General features: G+C 38.4%; 21 protein-coding genes. 3 read left to right on the top strand and 18 right to left on the bottom strand.

Going from position 1 to position 21,640, the window contains the following annotated elements; all coding sequences use genetic code 11:
• Positions 1–100 precede the first annotated feature (100 nt).
• Entirely contained in the window at positions 101–970 is an 870-nt protein-coding gene (locus AC0KUU_RS07105; protein WP_043982936.1) for a LysR family transcriptional regulator, read from the top strand.
• Between the two features lie 69 nt (positions 971–1,039).
• On the opposite strand, the gene AC0KUU_RS07100 is transcribed toward AC0KUU_RS07105, so the two are convergent.
• From AC0KUU_RS07100 to AC0KUU_RS07085, 4 genes are all read right to left on the bottom strand, one after another.
• On the bottom strand, positions 1,040–1,996 hold the full coding sequence (locus AC0KUU_RS07100) for an AEC family transporter (RefSeq protein ID WP_025751675.1): 957 nt from the start codon (positions 1,994–1,996) through the stop codon (positions 1,040–1,042).
• A 706-nt stretch (positions 1,997–2,702) separates the two neighbouring features.
• The gene (locus AC0KUU_RS07095) at positions 2,703–3,107 is read right to left on the bottom strand and encodes a YkvA family protein (RefSeq protein ID WP_043982937.1); all 405 of its coding nucleotides are present in this window, start codon (positions 3,105–3,107) and stop codon (positions 2,703–2,705) included.
• A gap of 99 nt (positions 3,108–3,206) precedes the next feature.
• Positions 3,207–3,488, bottom strand: a complete 282-nt coding sequence (locus tag AC0KUU_RS07090; RefSeq protein WP_013083437.1) for a hypothetical protein — start codon at positions 3,486–3,488, stop codon at positions 3,207–3,209.
• Positions 3,489–3,576: 88 nt separating this feature from the next.
• Positions 3,577–4,212: a DUF1796 family putative cysteine peptidase gene (locus AC0KUU_RS07085; RefSeq protein ID WP_237074977.1), complete on the bottom strand. Its 636-nt coding sequence runs from the start codon at positions 4,210–4,212 to the stop codon at positions 3,577–3,579.
• Positions 4,213–4,446: 234 nt separating this feature from the next.
• Between AC0KUU_RS07085 and AC0KUU_RS07080 the strand changes: the two genes are divergently transcribed.
• Complete coding sequence (locus AC0KUU_RS07080; RefSeq protein WP_013083439.1) at positions 4,447–5,451, top strand: LLM class flavin-dependent oxidoreductase; 1,005 nt, start codon at positions 4,447–4,449, stop codon at positions 5,449–5,451.
• A 28-nt stretch (positions 5,452–5,479) separates the two neighbouring features.
• On the opposite strand, the gene AC0KUU_RS07075 is transcribed toward AC0KUU_RS07080, so the two are convergent.
• From AC0KUU_RS07075 to AC0KUU_RS07010, 14 genes are all read right to left on the bottom strand, one after another.
• On the bottom strand, positions 5,480–6,799 hold the full coding sequence (locus tag AC0KUU_RS07075; RefSeq protein ID WP_043982946.1) for a (Fe-S)-binding protein: 1,320 nt from the start codon (positions 6,797–6,799) through the stop codon (positions 5,480–5,482).
• Entirely contained in the window at positions 6,796–8,208 is a 1,413-nt protein-coding gene (gene glcD / locus AC0KUU_RS07070) for a glycolate oxidase subunit GlcD (RefSeq protein WP_043982949.1), read from the bottom strand. The genes AC0KUU_RS07075 and glcD overlap by 4 nt, the downstream gene beginning before the upstream one ends.
• Before the next feature lie 128 nt (positions 8,209–8,336).
• Positions 8,337–9,449 (bottom strand): CdaR family transcriptional regulator, encoded by a 1,113-nt coding sequence (locus tag AC0KUU_RS07065; RefSeq protein WP_043982951.1) that lies wholly within the window; start codon positions 9,447–9,449, stop codon positions 8,337–8,339.
• A gap of 71 nt (positions 9,450–9,520) precedes the next feature.
• Positions 9,521–10,093: a DJ-1/PfpI family protein gene (locus AC0KUU_RS07060; protein WP_162214362.1), complete on the bottom strand. Its 573-nt coding sequence runs from the start codon at positions 10,091–10,093 to the stop codon at positions 9,521–9,523.
• 120 nt (positions 10,094–10,213) lie between these two features.
• Positions 10,214–10,546, bottom strand: a complete 333-nt coding sequence (locus AC0KUU_RS07055; protein WP_153255301.1) for an IDEAL domain-containing protein — start codon at positions 10,544–10,546, stop codon at positions 10,214–10,216.
• A gap of 330 nt (positions 10,547–10,876) precedes the next feature.
• Positions 10,877–12,310, bottom strand: a complete 1,434-nt coding sequence (locus AC0KUU_RS07050) for a GntP family permease (RefSeq protein WP_013083445.1) — start codon at positions 12,308–12,310, stop codon at positions 10,877–10,879.
• Positions 12,311–12,355: 45 nt separating this feature from the next.
• Complete coding sequence (locus AC0KUU_RS07045; protein WP_322552103.1) at positions 12,356–13,546, bottom strand: iron-containing alcohol dehydrogenase; 1,191 nt, start codon at positions 13,544–13,546, stop codon at positions 12,356–12,358.
• Positions 13,547–13,791: 245 nt separating this feature from the next.
• Positions 13,792–14,940: an ABC transporter permease gene (locus AC0KUU_RS07040; protein ID WP_322552104.1), complete on the bottom strand. Its 1,149-nt coding sequence runs from the start codon at positions 14,938–14,940 to the stop codon at positions 13,792–13,794.
• 1 nt (position 14,941) lies between these two features.
• A complete protein-coding gene (locus tag AC0KUU_RS07035; protein ID WP_322552105.1) occupies positions 14,942–16,048 on the bottom strand; it encodes an ABC transporter permease in 1,107 nt (368 codons plus the stop codon).
• 19 nt (positions 16,049–16,067) lie between these two features.
• Positions 16,068–17,006 carry an ABC transporter ATP-binding protein gene (locus AC0KUU_RS07030; RefSeq protein ID WP_043982960.1) on the bottom strand — a complete coding sequence of 313 codons (939 nt, stop codon included), beginning with the start codon at positions 17,004–17,006 and terminating at the stop codon, positions 16,068–16,070.
• Between the two features lie 101 nt (positions 17,007–17,107).
• Positions 17,108–18,229 carry a sensor histidine kinase gene (locus tag AC0KUU_RS07025; RefSeq protein ID WP_322552106.1) on the bottom strand — a complete coding sequence of 374 codons (1,122 nt, stop codon included), beginning with the start codon at positions 18,227–18,229 and terminating at the stop codon, positions 17,108–17,110.
• Positions 18,230–18,233: 4 nt separating this feature from the next.
• Positions 18,234–18,872 carry a response regulator gene (locus AC0KUU_RS07020; protein WP_028408271.1) on the bottom strand — a complete coding sequence of 213 codons (639 nt, stop codon included), beginning with the start codon at positions 18,870–18,872 and terminating at the stop codon, positions 18,234–18,236.
• A gap of 166 nt (positions 18,873–19,038) precedes the next feature.
• Entirely contained in the window at positions 19,039–20,274 is a 1,236-nt protein-coding gene (locus AC0KUU_RS07015) for a Zn-dependent hydrolase (RefSeq protein ID WP_043982965.1), read from the bottom strand.
• A gap of 299 nt (positions 20,275–20,573) precedes the next feature.
• On the bottom strand, positions 20,574–20,696 hold the full coding sequence (locus AC0KUU_RS07010; protein WP_013057357.1) for a hypothetical protein: 123 nt from the start codon (positions 20,694–20,696) through the stop codon (positions 20,574–20,576).
• A gap of 292 nt (positions 20,697–20,988) precedes the next feature.
• Here AC0KUU_RS07010 and AC0KUU_RS07005 point away from each other — a divergent pair, with 292 nt between their 5' ends.
• Entirely contained in the window at positions 20,989–21,525 is a 537-nt protein-coding gene (locus tag AC0KUU_RS07005) for an IseA DL-endopeptidase inhibitor family protein (protein ID WP_014459798.1), read from the top strand.
• Positions 21,526–21,640 lie beyond the last annotated feature (115 nt).

The raw sequence follows: 21,640 nt of genomic DNA, 5'->3' as shown, positions 1-21,640 counted from the left end.
CTCTGCTTTGGTTACACATTTAACTTTACACTCATTTTCCATACAATTAAAATATTGATAAAATATATAATAATACCTTTAAAGTATGGAGTTGAATACAGTGGAATTAAGACAGCTGCATTATTTTATTGTCATAGCTGAAGAATTAAATGTGACCAAAGCAGCAAAGCGCCTGCATATGGCTCAGCCTCCTTTAAGCAGGCAGCTAAAACAGCTCGAAAATGAGCTAGGGCTTTTGCTTTTTGAACGAAATAATAACAAGCGCTTATTGTTAACGGTAGAAGGAGAGCTTTTTTTAAAACGAGCGAAAGAAATTGTGCAAAGGGTCGAAAAATCAGTATTGGAAGTACAGGAATGTAAAAACGTAACAAATGAAAAACTTGAAATTGGATGCACAATCTACTGTGCATCAACGGTTCTCGATAAGCTAACTATTATTCAAAAACAGTACCCAAACAGCACCTTTAACATCTATGAAAACGAACCAGCTCACTTAAACGAATTATTAACAGAAGGAAAAATCGATGTAGCAGTCACTACTACTGACTTACCTTATAAACATGTCAAAACAAAAACACTTGCACCAGATGTTTTTGTTGTAGCTGTTCCTAAAGAAAGTGGTTATGCAACAGAAAAGATTTCAGTCGTCGAAATTGCTTCTCTCCCTCTTATTCTTCTTCGCTCAAACCGGGAAATAAGCATATATAATCGCATTGTGAAGGAATTTAAAAAGATGGATATAACACCTAATATTTTATGCGAATGCCATGACTCAGCGATGCTTCTTAATTTAGTATGTCGTGGCCTTGGTGCTGCCATTGTTCCTTATTCAATGCTTTCCTCTTTTTCACTAGAACGTATTAAAATTTTAAACATAGAAGATAATCCATTTGTAATTGAGCCTTTAGTTACGTGGCGTACCGACAGTTATCTTCCCAAAATCGCTCAAGAATTTTTAAAGCTTTTTTAAGTATAGATACACAAAAAAAGACTTTGCTAAAATAGCAAAGCCTTTTTTGTTCTATATCCATGCATGTGATTACATTAACCAAGAAATTAACAATGGTAATGTAACAAGTGACATAATGGCACTAAGTACGAATGCTGAAGCTGTTTCACCAGCTAGGCTGTCAAAGCGAACTGAAATCATCGCTGCTACAGCTGAACCTGGGAACGCTACTAATAATACTAATTTTACGATATCAGCTGATGATAGACCCATTGCTGTTGCAATTCCTAACATTACAAGCGGCTGAATAGCCACTTTCAAAATTGCAATACCAAATGCCGATGGGCTAAATTGAATTTTACGAATACCAATTGTTACCCCAACTGCGAATAGAGCCGCACCTGATGTAATTGAGCCAATTTGATTTAAACTGCTTGATAATAAATCTGGAGATTGGAATCCACATAATACTAATACTACTGCGATTAACGGAACACAAGCTAACGGCTCAGAAAGACCGTGTAAGATTGATTTAATGGTTACTTTAAATAAGCTTTCTTCTGAATCCCCTTCACTTCTTTCGCGTTGTCCAACCGTACCAATAATAGTTGCTAAAGGATCAAGCATCGCATTTACTACGATACCAGTAATGGCGATTGGAATTGCTACTACATCCGCGCCAAACAAGCTACCTAATACGGGAATACCCATAAACGCAAACGTTGGCTGCGTAGAGTTTAAAGAGAACATAGACGCGCCTGTTAGTGAGTATTTGAATACATATTTTGCCACAAGTAAGAAAAGAACATAAAATCCAATAATACCAAGAACTAATGCTAGTAAAAACGGCCATTTTTCAATAAGCGTTTGTTTTGATGTTGTTGTAATACCAACGAATAGATGTGCAGGTAACGCAAATTTTGTTACAAGCGTATTTAACCCTTTAGATGTTGTTGCATCAAACTTTTTAAAGTACCCTGCTAAATAACCTAGCAAAATAACGAAAAAGATTGGGGTTAAAATAATAAAGATTTGACTAATTTCCATTTTTGAACACTCCATTGTTTAGATTAGAATCAATCATATAAATTTGCTTTCTTAGAAAGATAATTATCTTCTAAGGCTTGTCTATGGATATTGTTTACGTCAGGCCATTCATCTCCCTTTTTGCTAAACATCTCTACAAATATGAAGTAACGTATAATGGTTCATGAAAACGCATGGACTTTGTTTTTCTGCAATCATTTATTTACTTCGAAGCTGTTCATTTAGTTAAATCAAATCACACAAAACTTGTCATACAATACAGTAACTCTACAACCTTAGCAAAAACTTGTCATACAATCATGTTGTTGGCTTACTTAAGCTGAAAAAAAACACCTTCAAATGAAAGATGCTTAATCTTGGAACGAAAGAAAGCGACTTCTGATTGATGAGGAAGAATCTCTAAGAGTTTGAAACTCTCAGTTAAAAAGTTCCATAATTTCACAAAGTTTTTACAAACAATCTTACTTATTTGTATACTGCTTTCTGTGACGAATTTATGAACATGTTTTAACTTAACATTTGTAGGGCAATTATTCAATTACATTGCTTAAAATTTTAATGAAAAAAATATTTTAATCCTGTTTTTTTTACACAAAACGGATTAAAGTAGTCATAAAGACCTATATATTATCGCTTAAAAAGAAGATGATTCATCTATCACCTTCTTTTGCTCACTTTATTTAATAATTACATTTCGATCATAACGTTACTTTATTTTAGCATCAATAATGGAAAAATTGTGTTCTTCTGAAAACCACGCTTTAATTTTTTCTTTTGCTTTCAGTTTAACACCTTCATCAATGTACATGGCAACTTGAATCAATGCAAGCCCGAGAGCTCCTAAATCATCTGTAAATCCAACTCCTGCTGCAAAGTCCGGAATTAAATCTAAAGGAAGAATAAAATAACCTAACGCTCCTATAATGACTGCTTTTGCTTTTGGGGGAATATCAGGTTTTTGTAGCGTGTAGTATAAAAGCAATACGGCATAAACAACGTTTGCTCCCGCTTTTTTACCAAACTTTTTAAGCTTGTCCCAAAATTTTTCTTCCGAATAATATTTGGCTGTTTCCTCTGTACGAACGGGTACAATTTCTTGTTTTTCTTCCATATCGATCACCCTTTCATCACCATATGTACTTATTATAAACGATTATCTCTACCGAATTCCATTGAGAGCTTAAACTCCATAAACCTGCACAAAGCAGGCTTATGAATTTTTTAATGAGTAATGCTTCATAACGATGGTAACTAAGTCATTCAGCGCTGTTTCACTTTTAGAATGATTTTCAAACTGCTGAATGAGATCCATATGTTCAAGCAGCACTTCGTAATTCCCTGTCATCTTTCTCAGAACTTCATATGCGGAACTATTCAAATCCACTTGTATTTTCAAATCCTCCAGCTGTACTAGATACTCATTCCAGCGCTGGTCTTGTTCTAGCAGCAGCCATACAATTTCTTTTATTGCCTTCCGCACATTGGACTCCATCTTTTCATCTCCTTTGATACACAGATATAACAAAGTCTATGAAAAAAACGAGCTTTTTCATTCCCGTATTAAACAAAAAGAGTTTCTTTTATTTTATAACAAGCCCGCTTAAGAGCTCTTCCCATACTGTATCATCGCGCAGCACGTCCATTGAAAAAATAGGTGCATGTAAGACACATGTATAAGACAAGTCCCAATTAGCTTCTGACAAAAGTTTTTTTTCACTGTTTGTCAGCAGCAGTATATAGAAATCGTTTTTGACCATTCCCTTTAAAATATGCTCTAATTCTTTCGCTTCTTCATACGTTCCGCCCATGCGAATAAACAATATACAAGAACTGGTCTCCATCGACGTTAAAAATCGCTCCGTTCTCCGTTCATATTTTTCTTTGACTTCATTATATGAAAACCAGTTAGTATCCGTATTAATAGACGACGGAAAATCATGAGCAGAATCAATTTGATACACCTTATCACGCAGTCTAAGCGTGGAACCATCTCCGAAAGAACTGATATAGGTTAAGTGTTCATATACAAATAAGTCTTTACAGCGATTTTTCAACAGCTGATTGACGTGAGAAAGAGAAATGCTAATACACCAATCAATCACGCCGGCTTGTTTTCGCAAAGAATATTTTTTCATGTATATCCCTGGAAAACAGTTATAGCCTAAACTGTATATCATATCGTACTGCTTGCTTTTTAGTTCATTTAAAGTAACCATATTCATCCTCCCTTCTACTATAAAATATGACAGCTTTTTATAGAAAGAGGCGGCTTCTGCCTTATACCGTACAAGCTTTTTGTTTCTCAAAAGCTTGTGTAAATAAAGAACAATAACGTAAAGGGAAATAACCGAAGCAAAATATTTTGGAACTCGAAAGATTATTGTTAAAATACTTGTATTCCATTGAAATAACAAGGCCTATGAAGTCTTTAAAGAAAGAAGATGAAATTGATGAGTAAAGCATTAAAAGATATTCCGATTTCCGTATTGGATCTTTCTCCTGTAGTTGAAGGAGGAACTGTATCTGACTCACTTAGAAATACATTAGATTTAGCTCAGCACGCTGAAAAATGGGGGTATAACCGCTACTGGCTAGCTGAACATCATAATATGACAGGTATCGCAAGCTCCGCTACATCCGTTGTAATTGGTCATGTAGCTGCAGGCACGTCACGCATTCGCGTAGGCTCTGGAGGTATTATGCTTCCTAACCATTCTCCGCTTGTTATTGCTGAGCATTTTGGCACGCTTGAATCACTATTTCCAGGACGTATTGATTTAGGCTTAGGAAGAGCCCCAGGGACAGATCAGCTGACAGCACAAGCTCTGCGACGCGACCGCAGAAGCGACGGCAGTGACTTCCCAGAACAGCTGGCTGAACTGCAAGAATACTTTAAACCGGCTTCAGAAAGTCAGATGCGCGTTAAAGCTGTTCCCGGTCAAGGTTTAAATATTCCGATTTGGCTGCTTGGCTCAAGCGGTTTTAGCGCACAGCTTTCTGCACAGCTAGGCTTGCCATTTTCATTTGCAAGTCACTTCTCACCTAATAATACAATGACAGCTCTTAACATGTATCGCCGTTATTTTAAGCCGTCCGACGTGTTAGACAAACCATATGCAATGTTAGGTGTAAACGTAATCGCTGCTGATACAGATAGAGAAGCTGAACGTTTGGCTACTTCTATGCAGCAGCAGTTTCTAAATTTAATTCGAAACACACCGGGTAAACTAAAAGCTCCTGTGGATAATATGGATGAACTATGGACTGACTTTGAAAAAGCTTCTCTTCAACAGCAGCTGGGCTCTTCTATTGTCGGAAGTCCTGAGACGATTAAAGTCAAGCTGGAACAGTTTATTGAAGAAACAGAAGCAGATGAACTGATGATTAACGCTCAAATTTACGATCACAAAGCTCGCCTTCGTTCGTACGAAATTGTTTCTCAGCTGTTCAAATAATAAAAAAGGCCGGACACGTCCGGCCTTTTTATTTGCTTTCTACTGCTTCAAGAAGTAAATCTGCAAGATGAACGGCCCTTACACTTTCTTCTACTCCTTCTCTGACTACCCCTAGCTTCATTTGAATGAGACAGCCCGGGTTTGCTGTTACAATCGTATGTGCATGGGCTTCTTTCACTTTTTCCATTTTATAATCTAAAATTTGCATAGACATCTCTTGTTCCGTTAGATTATAAATACCAGCTGAGCCACAGCAATGATCCGCATTTTCCATTTCATTAAACACCGTTCCGTTAATCGCTTGGATCAGTTTTCTCGGTGCGCTGGACGTTTTCATCACGTTTCTTAAATGACACGAGTCTTGATACGTAATAATTTGACTTGGCAGCGATAACTTTTGTTTTTCCACAAACTGTTGCTGCACTAGAATCTCTGAAAAATCTTTCACTTTTGCAGAAAAGGCCTCTGCTCTTTCTTTCCATTCCGGTTCCTCTTTTAATAAATGATCGTATTCTACCAACAGCGCACCGCAGCCTCCTGCATTAAGAACAATATCATCCGCTTGAATGGATTCAAACGCCATGATATTTTGCTTCGCTAACTTCTTTGCCTGATCTTTTTCTCCTCCATGCGCATGCAGTGCGCCGCAGCACGTCTGCACTTCTGGTATAACGACCTTACACCCCGCTTTTTGTAAAAGTGCAATCGTCGCGTTGTTTGTTTCCATAAACATCGTATCCATTAAACACCCTGTAAAAAAAGCAACCGTACGCTCTCTTGTTCCTTCTGCTTCAAATAAAAACGGCCGTTTCTTCATTTCTTTTTTGGTTGGCACAAGCGGAAGCGTTTTTTCCATTTGTGCTAGATTACCAGGAAGGACGTTTAGTACGTTTGTTTTTTGAACAGCTTTTTGCAAGCCGCTTCTTTGATAGAAAGCAAGCAGAGAATGTACATTTTTTAATCGTTCTTTATGAGGAAAAAGCTGTTCAAACACCATATTCCTGAGCGCTTTTACCGGCCATTTATGCCTTTTTTTCTGCTGAATAATATCACGCGCTTCTTCTAATAAGTGTCCGTACTTCACACCCGAAGGACAAACAGGCTCACACGCTCGGCAGCCAAGACAAAGATTCAATTGCTTTTCAACAGATTCATCAGGTTCAATAAGTCCGTCTACAACTCCTTTCATCAAAGCAATTCTTCCGCGCGGTGACGCTGCTTCATATTGATTCGTTTGTCCATACGTCGGACAGCTTGGCAAACAAAAACCGCATCTCATACAATTCATTAACTCGTCATAATCTAACCGTTCTTTGAATGCTTGCTGAATGTCTTTTGTTGCCGTCATGAACGAACCACCACTCTTTTTCTCGTGTCTTTAGCAAAAATTTTCCCTGGATTCATAATTCCTTGCGGGTCCAAAGCATACTTAATTGCTTTCATCGCAGCTACTCCTTCTCCGCCCATCTTCAATGCCAAATACGGTGCTTTCATTTCTCCTACTCCGTGTTCACCTGTAATCGTTCCTCCAAGCTCAATGGCTTTATGAAAAATCGCTTCAAAAGCTTGTTCGACGCGGTGAAGCTCTTCTTTGTCGCGCGCATCTGTTAAACAAGTCGGATGCAGATTTCCGTCTCCTGCATGACCAAACGTACAGATCTTAACGTTATATGTTACAGCAATTTCATTAATCGCTTTGACCATTTCGCTAATTTTAGACCGCGGGACGGTTGCGTCTTCTAAAATCGTCGTTGGCTTCATCCGTGCTAAAGCAGAAAGAGCTGATCTTCTTGCTGTACTTAACGCTTCTGCTTCTGCTTGCGAAGCCGCTACTTTTACAGATACAGCATTTCCTTCGCTGCAGATGCGTGAGATCATTTCAATATCCCGACTCACCACTTCCGGGGGACCGTCTTGTTCAATCAATAAGACAGCGTTTACATCTGTTGGTAGACCAACTTGCGCAAAATCTTCTACTACTTCGCACGTCGGCTGATCTAAAAATTCAAGCGTGGCTGGAATAATCTTATTGGCGATAATTGCTGAAACCGTCTTAGCAGCTGCGTCCATGTCTTCAAACAGCGCGAGCAGAGTTTGTTTTGTTTCAGGTATTGGAATGAGCTTTAAAATGGCTTCTGTCACGACGCCAAGCGTTCCTTCAGAACCGACAAACAAGTTCGTTAAATCGTAGCCAGCTACATCTTTAGCCAGCTTGCCTCCTGTCTTAATGCAGTCTCCGTTTGCAAGAACTACTTCAAGACCAAGAACGTAATCTTTTGTTACGCCGTATTTTAAGCCTCGTAATCCTCCTGAGCACTCATTGATGTTCCCTCCGATGGTTGATATTTTCATAGAGCTTGGATCAGGAGGATAAAATAAACCTTTTGCCTCTACGGCGTTAATTAAGTCTAACGTGATAACACCCGGCTGCACGGTAGCGGTTAAATTTTCTTCATCAATTTCCAAAATGTTATTCATTCGGTTAAATGTAAGAACAATTCCGCCTTGCGTTGGACACGTTCCTGCGCTTAAATTTGTACCTGAACCTCTTGGCACAATAGGAACATGATCTTCGTTGCATATCGTTAAAATTCTTTTCACTTGATCTTTGTTTTCAGGCATAATAACCGCATCAGGAAGCGACTGAAAGTTAGGTGTTGCGTCATAAGAGTACACGAGTCTTGCTTCACTGCTATCTTGAAAATTGGCTGATCCTACAACTTCAATGAGCTTTGCTTTTGTTCGTTCATTAAGCATAACGTTCCTCCTTATATATCTCTTAATCTTATTATAGTTGCAGAAGCCACGAGGGACTATGGATAAAAAACTAAAAAAAAGCGCTTTAAAAACTCATTTTTTGTATGTTTATCTAATGAAGGGCGCACTTACTCCAATAGAGACAGCGCAAGGTAAAAAAGCGTGATACCCTTTACGCTTTTTGGATCAATGTCTGTTAGTTCTTTCATTTGCTTCAAGCGGTAATGAAGCGTATTAATATGAATATGTAAATCAAACGCCGTTTTTTTCAACGATTGATCGTTGGCTAAATAGCATTTCAGCGTTTCGAGAAGCTCTTTTTCTTTTTGAATGGAAGAAAGCACTCGACTCAAGAATTCCTTTTTTACAGGTTCAGAAACGTCTTCTAACATCATGTCCATCAGCAGCTCCTCATAAAAAACAACGGTTTGACGTTTTGAAGCCACTTTAAGCGCTTTTTTCGCTTCTTCATATGAAGCATGCAAATTAAATTCCTCCGCTGGCTTTCCTATACCAATAGCGATCATAACTTGGTTGTTTGCTTGAATATACTGCTGACATTTTATTAATTCTTCTTTAAATCCTTGCCTTGCCTTTTCACCTACAGCCTCTTTAAGTAAAAGCAAGCGATCGTATCCCCAATTTGCGATATAATCTCCTTGACCTTTATGACTTTCAAACCAGTAGCGAATCATTTCTTGTACCTGCTGCTGCTTCTTTTTCGAAAGAGATGAATCAATTTGAAACAGCGTGCAGCAATAAGAGCTTTCTACTTGTACTCCTAAAATATGGCCTCGTTCAATAAATTCTGCATCTACCTGCTGGCTATAAATCCATTCACGAAAAAAAGCTTCTACTCCTTTATTTTCCCATTCCTTTGTTTCTATGTAATATGCCTCGCGAATAATTAGCTCTGTTAATCTTCGAATAATGTCTGCAAAAGGCTCAACAGCTTCTGGAGTGCCTGTAATGCCAATAACGCCAATAATGTCTCCTTGATAACTGATAGGCAAATTAATTCCTGGCTTAACTCCTTTTAAATCTGCTGCTTCTTTTTTGGAGATATATAGTTTTTTCTTTTTTTGCATCACGTTCCACGCGCCTTCATGAAAAAAACCAACCCGCTTTTCTTCTGTAGACGCAATAATAATTCCGCGTGTATCCGTTACAATTACATGTTCTTTCATCACAAGCTGTACTTCTTTTATAATTTTCTTCGACAGTTCAGACACTAGCTGCACGTTGTTTACACCTCACCTATCATCAATTAAAAGAGCTGAAAGAATGGTTTTCTCTCAGCCCGCTCTTTTTATTATGCGTTCACTTTTTCAGCTTTTTTTAGCACGTTAAAAAACTCTTTCATAAATTTAGGTAAATCCGGCCATGCTTGTCCGGTTACTAGGTTTCTGTCTACATGAAGCGTCTGTTCCACAAATACAGCACCCGCCGCTTCTACTTCCGGTCGGCAAGCAGGATACGCTGTCACTTCTCTGTCCTGCATATACTCTCTAACCGTCGTTAACACGAGCTGACCATGACAAATAACGCCTAAAGGTTTATTTTCTTTTAAAAAATGCGCAGCAATTTCCTGAACTTTTGTGTTCATTCGAATGTATTCAGGCGCCCGTCCTCCAGGAATAATAAGACCATCATAATCGGCAGGATCCACTTCATCAACAGAAGCGTGAGAATCAATTTTATATCCCGTTTTCTCAGTGAATGTTTCCATTTCTGGAAGGAAATCATGAACAACCGTTTGAAGCTTCTTTTTCACGGGAGAAGCAATGGTACACTGAATATCTTCTTCTAAACAGCGATAATACGGATAAAAAACTTCTAAAGCCTCCACGGCATCTCCTGTTAAAATCAAGACACGTTTACTCATCTTTTATCACCTTTTCTTTCTTAATATTGTCACTTACTTCTTCTCGCAAGCTGCTTTCCATTCCTGCTTTTCCCCTATGAATAATAAAAAAAGCAGGGCCTTCATTCCTTATCAGGAATGTCAGCCTTGCTTTTTATCTTGTAATCTTTTTAATTCAGCTGTTAATTCACTAAACCAAGCCTTGTCTTTCGTTAGCAGCGCAAGATCAATCAATGAAAGAATCTGCTCTTCGTGCGCTGTTTTTTGAAGGGGCAGCTTCTCTATTTTTTCATCCATCATGCCAATGGTTGTGCCGACCATTTTTTCATCATCACTTTTTACAACGTTGATTAGTGCTGCTTTTTTAGATGGATTAATCGTTTTAATATATCCGTATATAAGTTCACCGTCGCGAGACTTTCCTTTGACCCAATCGCCTACTTTTAAATTTCCTTCAAATAGCTTCACAGTCATTCTCCTTTCTTCATAAACATGCTAAGAATTAATGTAACGGCATATAGTACTGCAGAAAGTAGTGTAATCATAATACTTACAGTTTAGAAAGTCAAAGAATCTGTTTTAGAGCCAAAAGCTTGATATACAACTAAATCACTGCAACCTATAGACAAACAAAGGAGATAAAGATTCCTTGTGAAACCGCTACTGATTTCCGTGCAAGGCTCCGCTCCAATCAACCGCTAAAAGCACCTATATACATGAAATCTATGTTCACCACAACAATAAAAAAATCCGAACGATTCATCGTTCGGATTTTTCTTTAACTAAACTCAGCCTCTTTATTTGTTAGACGAGTCCAGTTAAGCTGTAGATTCCAATAATTAAGAAACATGCAAGCGTTTTTATAACAGTGATGGCAAAAATATCTCGGTAAGACTGCTTGTGGGTTAACCCGGTAATAGCAAGTAGGGTAATAACAGCTCCGTTATGAGGAAGCGTATCCATACCGCCTGATGCCATCGCTACAACTCTGTGCATAACTTCAGGAGGAATGTTGTACTGATTAATAGCTTCTACATACTTATCTCCCATCGCACTAAGCGCAATTCCCATACCTCCAGAAGCAGAGCCTGTAATACCGGCTAAAATGTTTGTCGTAACGGCTCCATTGACAAGCGGATTTGTAAAGGTATGTGAAATACCATCACGAACGGTTGCAAAGCCAGGAAGAGATGAAATGACGCCTCCAAAGCCATACTCAGCTCCCGTGTTCATCGCAGCGAGAAGCGCTCCGCCAATACTTGCGTTAAGACCAGCTTGGAAACCGGTGGTCACTCTCTTCCAGTCATACGCAATCGTTGTGATAATTCCAATAACAAGTGCCAATTCCACTGACCAAATACCAACAACTGCGGTTAAATCTACTTTTCCGAACGCTTCAAGACCAATTTTGGCAAAATCAAAACCGTCTGGGTACCACTTTGGAATAGAAACAGTAAAAAATTTGTTTGCCACCCCTACAAGCACGAGCGGAACAAATGCAAGAATCTGTCTTGCTACGCTAGGTTCATATTTAGGTTCTGTAGAAGGTACAGACTCTTTTTCTAGCTCTGCAGCAGCCGCTAGTTCATTATTAAACCCGTAGTAGCCTTCTCCAGCTTTTCTTGCTTTTTTGCTTCGGCTTTCTAAATACCAAAGACCTAAGCTAAAGACAATCACCGATCCGATAATCCCCAGTGTCGGAGCAGCATAGATGTCTGTTTTAAAAAAAGTCGTTGGAATAACGTTTTGAATTTGCGGTGTACCCGGAAGTGCATCCATGGTGAACGAAATAGCTCCTAATGCAATCGTTCCCGGTACTAATCGTTTTGGAATATTCGCTTCGCGGAATAAGTTAGCCGCAAACGGATAAACTGCAAACGCAACAACGAATAAACTTACCCCGCTGTAAGTTAAGATTGCTCCCATTAAAACAATAGCCAAGATGGCGCGTTTAGCCCCTACTACTTTAACAATTGTTTTCGCAATCGATTCAGCGACTCCAGACATTTCTACCATTTTCCCGAAGACTGCTCCTAATAGAAAGACAGGGAAGTAGTTTTTAATAAACCCAACCATTTTCTCCATAAAAACGTTTGAGAAAAACGGGAGTGCATAGCTTGGTTCCGTTAAAATAACAGCTAGCAGCGCACACAATGGAGCAAACAAAATAACTGAAAATCCGCGGTAAGCAACCAGCATTAAAAGCCCCAGAGACAGCAAAATAATCAGCAAATCCATAACGTTTCCCCTTTCATCCCTCATTCAATTTGTTTTGAATTTATCTTATTTTTTATAAAGTGCAGACTCAAACTCATATTCATAGCACGTGTAATACAGCTGGATAATTTCTTCTGCCGTCGGTACAACCGGATGGTTAGCAGGACTTCCGCTTTGAATCGCATCCGCTGCCATTTTCTCAACCGCCGCGTAAAATAGCTGGCGATCAATGCCCCACGATTGAAGATTAGGAATCTCTAAGTCGATACAAAGCTGCTTGATGGCTTCAATTAACACATCTGCTCCCTCTTTTTTTGTATATGATACGTTCGGAAAAAGAGCTTGTCCTATTTCACCTAAACGATCGATTGAAGCCTCTTTTGTATAGTCCAAAACCGCAGGCAGGAGCATCGCATTAGAAATACCGTGCGGCACATGGAATAACGCGCCAATAGGTCTTGACATACCGTGCACTAGAGCAACAGATGAATTTGAAAATGCCATTCCTGCCAGCATAGATGCATAGGCCATGTCGTTTCTTGCTTGAACATTTTCTCCATTTCTATACACAAGACGGATATTTTTCATGATTAACTCAATTGCTTGAAGCGCAAGTGAATCTGTAAAAGGATGTGCTTTTTTAGACAAATACGCTTCCACTGCATGACTGAGTGCATCAATTCCTGTAGCTGCCGTTACGTGTTTCGGACATGATAGCGTTAATAACGGATCAACAATGGCTGTATCAGGCAATAATTGAGGCCTTGCGAGCATCATTTTTACATCATACGCCGTGTCTGTAATAACCGTCGCTTTCGTCACTTCTGAGCCTGTTCCAGCAGTCGTAGGCACGGCAACCAAAGGAAGAGGACTATCTTGAAACTCTTGTTGATTTTGAAAATACGTTCGTAGATGCCCTTCATTTGTCATCATAATGGCAACCGCTTTTCCAGTATCGATACAGCTGCCTCCCCCTAAGGCAATAACCACATCGCACTGCTCCGTTTTACATATAACAAGCGCTTCATCTAGATGAATATCTGTCGGCTCTGAATTTACGCCTGTATACACGGCACAGTCCATGCCAGCCTCTGCTAAGTAACGACGGCAAGTTTCTACATTGCCTGCTTTCACCATAACGTCATCACTTATAAGCAATGCCTTTGTCCCAAGCAGTGCAGCCTGTTCTCCAATTTTAGAAAATGATCCTTCTCCATATAAAACCGTGCGTGGTACAAGTAGTTCATAAATTCCCACTGTTTTTCCCCCTTTGTTATCTCGCTGACAATCTCTCCTTCCGTACTTTCATGCTGACTTATGTAAGCGATTTCATTTATTTGTGCAAAAAACCAACATGAACTTCGTTTTTCTCCCCTATTTATTCTCTTTTTGTATACCCCTTTCCTCTTTCATTCTAAAATTTCATCTTATATTTTTCAATCTTTTTTTGTAACTTTTTAAAAATTACAAAAAAAGCCAGAGGTATTCTCTGACTTTACCATTTAAATAAACTTTTGAACAGTATTATTTCGATTTAATTTATAAATAGACAGCAGGAAAAAAACAAGTGCAAAAGCTAGTAAAATGCTGATATTTAACCATAGGCTGCTTAAATCAGCTCCTTGTTGAACACTTTTTAACGTACTTAATACCCACGTTTGAGGAAGAAAGTCGGCTATTTTCTGCATCACATCCGGCATAAATTCAGGCGGAAAAAAGCAGCCGGACAGTAAACAAGTTGGCGTGATGATAAGCGTCTGAAGACCATTCGCTGCTTTTGAACTTTCTGTAAAAGCGATAATTACAAGAGACAAGCCGATGGCTACTAGACCAAACAAAACTAAAATGAAAAACAGCTGCCATACGGGAATGTTCATATCTACGTGAAAAAGAGTCGTAATACAAACAAGTGTAATCATTACTTGCAGAGTTAATAAAATCATATTTGTAATAACATTGGATATCACGTATTGCCTTGCGCTCACTGGCGAAGCTAACAGTCTAAAATACGTTCGCTGCTCTTTTTCTTTTGTGATAAGAGCCGATAAATTCACCGCAGAAAAAAGCATAAACATGATTAAATATCCAATTGTCTGCTTGACAATGTTTTGATCGGTTCCTTTGTCTTCAAGAGCATGCGTCGAGACGTGGAATGGCGCTTTTTGATAATTCTCATACATTTGTTTAAACGCCGCATCGTCGCCTTCAGCAGCTTGATTCAGCGAAGAAATATTGTCAATATATTGATACAAATAAGACTTAATAAAGCTCGTTACTTCTGCTCCTTTTATTGAAGTGATTGTAATATGATCTGGTTTGTTCGCTTTGACGCTGTCAGAAAACCCTTTTTCAAAGGTAATAACCGCATCAACTTTCTTTGACGTAATCTCATGATCCACTTCTTTGTCAGTGAGTATTTTAACATTTGTTTTATGCAGCCCTTTTAAAAACTGAACGGTATCTTTTGTAATATCCGTTGAGTCGTGATTGACAACTCCGATATTCACCGAAGTCCCTCCTGCATTTCCATAAATAAGAACGGACATTAAAACCCCTGCAATAGGCAAACCAATAACAAGCACAAGCGTCCTTTTGTTTCTAAGCAGCATATTTCTTAGCATATTTGTGACAAGCCACATGATATTTTTCATGTTATAACCCCTCTCTTTTTCTCAAAAGCACAATTGCTATGCCCAGGAATAAAATAGAGAAGCCTACGTTCAACCCGATAACTGAAAGAGAAGCGCCGATATCATTTGTATAAATCAATTTAATAAGTCCATTATTCATCCAGGTTAAAGGTGATACATTGACGAATCCCTCTCCAGATCCATTTTGAAAATAGGTTCCTCCCACAATACACGACACTTGAATAACAACCATAATAATTGCTCTTGACGCCGCTTCCGTCTTCGTAAGGTAGCTCACTCCTAACCCAAAGCTAATGGCAAAAAGAATCTGAGATACTAACATTACGAGTACTAAGAGTAAATGATCTCCCCAGTTGGCATCAAAAAAATATTTAGTCGACATAATGACGACTAACACACAAATGGCGTGAACCAAAACAGTACCTAAAATTTTCCCGACAAAAATTTCAGCGGTTTTAACCGGCGCGGCTACTAATCGACTAACTGTATTTCGCATACGCTCTCCTCTAATTAAATAACTCGCTGAGATAGATCCGTACAAAACAATCATAGTTGTCATTGAAATGGCGTAGTAGTCTATTGAATTTGGCTGTTTTTGAGAATGAAGAGATGTTTCTTGAATATAGTCATGCTTAGACGCACGGAGCAGATTATCCACTTGCTGAGGGTTTACTTTAGCCACTTCCATAGCCACATTGTACTTATCCACAAAAGTGCTTAACATACCTTGGACCATGTTGAATTCAATGCTGTTTTCTTCATTTCCGTAGAGATGAATGTCTCCGTCTTTCATTTCTACATAAGCTGTATAGCGCTGCTCTTTTACTTCTTTTTTTCCATTCTGATCTTTTTTCAGCGCTTTAAAGTGAATGCCCGATTTTTCTGCATGGGCAGCAAACTGCTTAAAAGCAGCAGATTCTTCATTACTTGTGTCGATTTTATAGAGAACATAACTGTCGTCTATCTTCATATCGTTATTAAAGGCTTGAGACAAAGCTGTTCCTAAAATAAGGACAAGAACCAGTGGAAAGAGAATCATAAAGATAAATGCACGCTTATCTCGCAGATCACTTTTCATTTCTTTCAAAGCAATTGCAATAATATTCATTCGTTATTCCTCCTTTCTTTTATAGATCTCTTAAACTGCGCCCTGTCAGCGTGAGAAAGACCGTCTCTAAATTAGGGGCTTGTTCTTTAACTGCTTTAATTTCGATATGATGCGTCATTAAATAATGAATGACTTTGTTCAAGTTATTCACTTCGGCGCTTGAATTAATTTTAATGATTCCATCTTCATACGTAACGGCTGTTACGCCCGGAATTTCTTTTAGACCGCTGCAATCTATATCGTCCGCTTCTTTTACTTCAATCCAAATATCTTTTGTATCAGTGATAATAGCTTTCAGCTGCTCTTTTGTTCCTTCAGCAATAATCTTGCCATGATCAATAATCGCAATTTTTGTACATACCTCTTCTACTTCTTCCATATAGTGACTGGTATAAATGATTGTGCTTCCCATTTCATTTAGCTTTTTTACAGATGTTAAAATATAATTTCGCGACTGAGGATCAATGCCAACCGTCGGTTCATCCATAATGATAAGCTTCGGGCGATGAGCAATTGCGCATGCGATATTTAACCTTCTTTTCATTCCTCCTGAAAAGCTTTTCGGATACGCCTTTTGTTTATCTAAAAGCCCTACAAACGCTAAAGCTTCTTCGACTCGTTCGTTAAGAAGTGACCCTCTTAATCCGTAGAGACCTGCAAAAAACTTCACATTTTCATAGGCTGTCAAATCTTCATAAATCGCTAAGTCCTGCGGAACAATTCCAATGTTCATCTTTGCAAAATTTCGGTGTTTCTTTATATTTTTCCCAAGTACTTCAATATCGCCGCTGTTGCTTTGAAGCAGACTAGCTACCATATGAATCGTTGTGCTTTTTCCTGCTCCGTTTGTTCCTAAAAAGCCGAATATATCTCCTTCTTCTACTTGTAAAGACAAATTATCTACCGCAATAAAATCTCCAAATTTCTTTGTTAATTTTTGAATTGATAATACGTTCATCATTTCACCTCTAGTGTGTTGGTATATCCTTATTTTATGAAAAAAAGGCAAACTTACGTCAGTGCATAAGTTCACCTTTTCTCCATGAGAAATCTCATTATTTATGTATGAAGTTTCTCACCTATCGGCAGCAGTGTGGTAACAGAAAACCCGTTTGCCCCGTCAACGATCACCGTTCCGTTAATGGAAGCAGCTCGCTCTTCCATTCCTGCAATGCCAAGGCCTTTTTGAAACAAGTGAGCCCCTTTTCCATTGTCTTTGACTTCTACTTTAACCATTTTATTTAGTACATGAAGCTCAATGGCAATCATCGTTGCTTCTGCATATTTTAAGGCATTCGTAATAGCTTCCGTTATATTTTCATGGATAATTTTCCACTGAAGAGGGGTGATAAAATCCAAATTACCTTTGTATACAAGAGGCATTGCGATACTATGTTTAGCCTCAAATTCACCAATAAATAATTTAAGCCTGCTGATTCCTATTTGCTCAGCGGGAGGCTTTATACTTTTTAACGTTAACCTGATTTCTTCAATGCCTTCTTTCGAAATTGTAATTGCATTTTGAAGAAGAGACAGCGCTTTTTCTTCATCTTGCTTCATTACATGCTTTGCTGCCTCCATTTGAATAAGCGCTCCTGTCATTGAATGACCAATCTTATCGTGAATTTCCTGCGATAATCGATTTCGCTCTTCTAATTTTGAAGCATATTGAGACTGTCTCACATACTCTTTATTTTCATTCACATGCTTTTGCAGCTTTTGCATACTTACTCTCATTTCATCAAGCTTTTGTTCATAACTGATTGTCCTCTTTTGATAGCGAGCTGCTCCTGTATAAATAAAGAAAGTAAGCGCAGCGACTAACACATACAGCGCGCTAATGTCAGAGGGAACAAGCAGCATTGGAAGCAAAACAATCAGCAGCACCATCCATTTTTTCACGACTGATTCTCCAATAAGCTCACAAAAGTTTAGCGGCAAAAGAAGAAAAAACAAAGGATGAAGTTTATACGCACAATATAGAATAAGGACAATTGAACTAACAATAAACATACGCTTGAACACGCTCTTTTTCACAATGGACGCTGCAATGTTAACACAGCTGTAAAGAAGCAGTGCTAACACAATAGCTGAAATCGAGTGTACATAATTAAACTGAATGTACGTAATAGCCAAAAACAGTATAAGGATGAGCTTAGTCATCATTAATCCGACTTCCATAGCCCTACTTCCCTTTACCGGTTAAATAGTAAATAGCAATTTGAGTACGGTGCTCAAGTCCCGTCTTACTTAAAATCGAACTAATATAGTTTGCTACGGTACCTTCTGAAATAAAAAGTGTTTTAGAAATTTCTTTATTTGAAAGCCCCTTGGCAATCAGCGTCATAATGCTCGTTTCACGCTCTGTAAACTGTGTCATATCCGCTTTTGACTCGCGCTCAGTTGCAGCGTTTAAACTCGATTTGATTTTATCAAGCACAACATCTTGAAGAACCGTATGTCCGTTAAACACGCTTTTGATTGCGTCTCGAATGCGCTCTGGCTCTGTATTTTTTAACAAGTAGCCTTTAGCTCCGTTTTTTACGGCATCAATAATATATTCATCGTCATCAAACGTAGTTAAAATAAGCGGCTTTGCTTTGGTTGACTCTGAAATAAGCTTTGTAGCCTCTACACCGTCCATAACAGGCATTCTTACATCTAACAATGCAATATCAACGGAATGATTCTTGCAATATTGAACGGCTTCCTGACCATCTTTTAAAGTAGCAACAACGTCGAATTCCTCGTATGTATTTAATATAATTTTCATTCCTTCTCGAATAAATGAATTATCATCTGCAATAATAATAGTAATTTTCATTTCTGTAAGTGAGAAGACCTCACTTTTTTCACATCCTTTTTTCACATCCATCCGGATGCTTCTCATTTATTGTAGCCATAATAAACCAAAAGTTCAATGCGATAGTTCACAGTCTTTCTAAGCACTAAAAAAGAGCAAACCTCCGCAGGTTTACTCTTTTATCTCATTACTTCTGAGCTAACTTAATCACTGTTTCTAAAAGTACGTTTACACCTTTTTCACATTCTTCCCAAGGAGTGAACTCTTCCTCACAATGACTTTTTCCGTTTACGCTCGGTATAAAAATCATAGCCGTCGGAATATAGGTAGCTAAAAACTGTGCGTCATGTCCAGCTCCGCTTACCATTCGCTTGTAGGAATAGCCAAGGGAACGAACCGACTCTTCCACTTCATCGCAAACCGTTTTATCAAACCACACGGTATCGCGACCCCAAAGCTTGGTCACCCGCACTTCGCAGCCTTCTAACAGCTCCGCTTGATCAGGCAGTGATTGAATAATTTTTTCCACAGATGCAATGACATCTTCATCCGTATGTCTCGCTTCAAGCGAAAAAATAACTTTATTTGGAATAACGGTATGAATATTAGGCAGTACGTTCATACGACCCATTGTATAGACTAAATTTGAATCTAATCTGCCGAGCTCATGACGAGCTTCAGCAATTAAATTATTAGTTGCAAAAAGCGCGTCTTTCCGCATGTCCATCGGCGTCGTCCCGGCGTGATCTGACTCCCCGGTAACTTCAATTTCATAGCATACCATTCCGAGCACGCACTCGACTACACCGATTGATTTGGCTTCTCGTTCTAGAATAGGCCCTTGCTCAATATGTAATTCTACAAATGCCGATGCTTCAGTAAGACGGTTACTCGTATCGCCTTCATATCCGCATGATTGAAGGGCTTGCTTAAACGTCACGCCGTCAACATCTGTCTTCTTCATCATAACGTCTTTTTGAAACTTGCCCGATAAAATACCTGAAGCCATCATAGAAGGCTCAAAACGCGCTCCTTCTTCATTCGTAAAGTTAACAATCATAATCGGCACCTTCGGCTTAATATTATGTTCAACCAGCGTCCTTACTAACTCTAACCCTGCAACTACACCGAGGATTCCATCAAACCTTCCGCCTTTTTTTACGCTGTCCATGTGTGAGCCAATTACAACAGGCGGCTTATCTTCTAGTCCTTCAAGCGTGGCGTAAATACATCCAAGGTCATCGATTTTAATATCCATTCCAAGGTCACGGCAGCATGAACAAAAATAATCTCGTGCTAGGCGATCTTCTTCTGACAGCGCTAAGCGGGTTACACCGTTATTAGGTGTTCGTCCATAATCGGCAAATCGTTCAAGCGTATTTTTTAACCTTTCTCCATTCACTGCTACTTTTTGTCGTTGCAACTCAACCACTCTCCTCATTATTTGGTTATAAAGTGCGTCTAAGATGCTGTGTTAATGAATATCATTCATTATGACATAAAATAGGCGATATCACTTGAAGTCTGTTAGAACCCCTTCCATTATTTTTATAATGAAAGTGCGCAGTTTGCCTTATGTATCTATTAGCTTCAAAACGTAAATTTCCTGCTTTTTTCTATGAATAATGCACGCGTTATTTATGCATTTTTATTATAAAAATAGCGATAGGTTTTTTTCAAAAAAAAGAGAATTAGTTATTATACTAACTCTCCTCTACATACTTACTTTTTATTTGCTTTCTTCGCAATCGCAATCATTGTAGCTAAAACACCGACTGTAATAATCACAATAGCAATTACAGCAGTGGTAATAATAATTCCTGATGTTACTTCTGAAACACCCATTAGTCTACGTTCTCCTTTTGTGCCTGACCTATTTACCTACATCAGCATACTGGTCGGTTTATTCCTATTATATACGAACTTGTAAAGCGACGAAATATGTGACACATAATTGACATACTGTTTATATGTTTTCTTTTAATTCTACGTTTTATTTAAGAAAATACGGGAATAATTCAAACATATATAAGAAATACTCTTTATTTCTTTAAAGAAGTATTGTAATATAAATGTAACAATTGTAATATTAACAGCATGAATGTTACATATATTTCAATGAATGAGTAGGAGGGAAATGGAAATGAAAAAATTTGGAATAATCTTAGCATCACTTGCTCTTTTCTTTTCACTAAGCACAGGAGTTACAGCTCAAGCAGCATCACAAAATCTATCAACGACTAATGCGGTAAAAATTGCAGCAAACGCAAGCAACCATTTCTGGAATGCACTTCATGGATCTAAAGGTAATTTATGTACTCAAAAAACATTTAATTATAAAGGCACTCAGTACTCATATCTTTGTCAAGATTTTAATACAAAAAGCAAACTAGTAAGCTACTTATCTGAAACTTTTACAAACAGTGCTATTCAAAAAGGATTAACAAATTATCGCTACATCACATATAACGGAAAGCTTGCTCGTCCTGTCGGTGACGGATTCAGCATGCTAGAGTGGAACAAAGCAAAAGCAAAACTAACTTATCAACGTGCCGATGTTCGCTCTTATCAATTTACGGTTCCAACAGTTGACGGAGGAAGTGTAAAACGCACCGTTACATTTTATAAATCTGGTTCACAGTGGAAAGTAAATAAGTTTGATGCTGTACTATAAGCAATATAAAAAACAAGGTCTTCTAAGGCCTTGTTTTTTTATGCTCTCTCTTCCGCTCTTTATTAAAGAAGTTTCACTTTATTTTCACCAACTCCCCTTATAGTATGGAGACACA

The organism is Priestia sp. ST2 (assembly GCF_055810735.1).
This window is presented reverse-complemented; position numbering and strand designations above follow the sequence as displayed.

Bases quoted from the DNA above. Each gene is read 5' to 3' on its own strand.
- AC0KUU_RS07100 (WP_025751675.1), bottom strand. From the start codon at position 1,996: ATGGAAATTAGTCAAATCTTTATTATTTTAACCCCAATCTTTTTCGTT.
- AC0KUU_RS07095 (WP_043982937.1), bottom strand. From the start codon at position 3,107: ATGGAAGAAAAACAAGAAATTGTACCCGTTCGTACAGAGGAAACAGCC.
- AC0KUU_RS07090 (WP_013083437.1), bottom strand. From the start codon at position 3,488: ATGGAGTCCAATGTGCGGAAGGCAATAAAAGAAATTGTATGGCTGCTG.
- AC0KUU_RS07085 (WP_237074977.1), bottom strand. From the start codon at position 4,212: ATGGTTACTTTAAATGAACTAAAAAGCAAGCAGTACGATATGATATAC.
- AC0KUU_RS07080 (WP_013083439.1), top strand. From the start codon at position 4,447: ATGAGTAAAGCATTAAAAGATATTCCGATTTCCGTATTGGATCTTTCT.
- AC0KUU_RS07075 (WP_043982946.1), bottom strand. From the start codon at position 6,799: ATGACGGCAACAAAAGACATTCAGCAAGCATTCAAAGAACGGTTAGAT.
- glcD (WP_043982949.1), bottom strand. From the start codon at position 8,208: ATGCTTAATGAACGAACAAAAGCAAAGCTCATTGAAGTTGTAGGATCA.
- AC0KUU_RS07060 (WP_162214362.1), bottom strand. From the start codon at position 10,093: ATGAGTAAACGTGTCTTGATTTTAACAGGAGATGCCGTGGAGGCTTTA.
- AC0KUU_RS07055 (WP_153255301.1), bottom strand. From the start codon at position 10,546: ATGACTGTGAAGCTATTTGAAGGAAATTTAAAAGTAGGCGATTGGGTC.
- AC0KUU_RS07050 (WP_013083445.1), bottom strand. From the start codon at position 12,310: ATGGATTTGCTGATTATTTTGCTGTCTCTGGGGCTTTTAATGCTGGTT.
- AC0KUU_RS07040 (WP_322552104.1), bottom strand. From the start codon at position 14,940: ATGAAAAATATCATGTGGCTTGTCACAAATATGCTAAGAAATATGCTG.
- AC0KUU_RS07035 (WP_322552105.1), bottom strand. From the start codon at position 16,048: ATGAATATTATTGCAATTGCTTTGAAAGAAATGAAAAGTGATCTGCGA.
- AC0KUU_RS07030 (WP_043982960.1), bottom strand. From the start codon at position 17,006: ATGAACGTATTATCAATTCAAAAATTAACAAAGAAATTTGGAGATTTT.
- AC0KUU_RS07025 (WP_322552106.1), bottom strand. From the start codon at position 18,229: ATGGAAGTCGGATTAATGATGACTAAGCTCATCCTTATACTGTTTTTG.
- AC0KUU_RS07020 (WP_028408271.1), bottom strand. From the start codon at position 18,872: ATGAAAATTACTATTATTATTGCAGATGATAATTCATTTATTCGAGAA.
- AC0KUU_RS07010 (WP_013057357.1), bottom strand. From the start codon at position 20,696: ATGGGTGTTTCAGAAGTAACATCAGGAATTATTATTACCACTGCTGTA.
- AC0KUU_RS07005 (WP_014459798.1), top strand. From the start codon at position 20,989: ATGGAAATGAAAAAATTTGGAATAATCTTAGCATCACTTGCTCTTTTC.